General features: G+C 62.1%; 1 protein-coding gene. It reads right to left on the bottom strand.

Annotated elements, in window-relative coordinates:
• Positions 1-311, bottom strand: a 311-nt coding sequence (locus ACP2AV_RS15755) for an acyl-CoA dehydrogenase family protein (RefSeq protein WP_426373714.1), incomplete at both ends; no start/stop codon positions are given.

Genomic DNA, 311 nt, shown 5'->3' with positions numbered 1-311 from the left:
GTTCACTTCGGTATCGCGCATATAGCCGGACCCGCCGTGGATCTGGACGGCCCTGTCCAGCACGAAGGACGTGACCTCGGCGGCCTTGAAGATCGCGGCCGCTGTCAGCTTGTGGATTTCACCGCGTCCGCCTTCGCCCTCTTCCAGACCTTCGCACATGGCGACGGTCTTCAATGACAGGCTGCGCGCCGCTTCGATCCGCGTGTACATGTCGGCCAACATCGCCTGTACCATCTGGAAATTGGCGATCGGCTTGCCGAACTGCTGGCGCGTCTTGGCGTAGTCGATGGAAATATCCAGCGCCCGCTGCG

Source organism: Aliiroseovarius sp. PTFE2010 (assembly GCF_049943335.1).
Classification (GTDB): Bacteria; Pseudomonadota; Alphaproteobacteria; order Rhodobacterales; family Rhodobacteraceae; genus JBNFVY01.
Note: the sequence above shows the minus strand (reverse complement) of the source record. Positions and strands in the feature narration are given on the sequence as shown.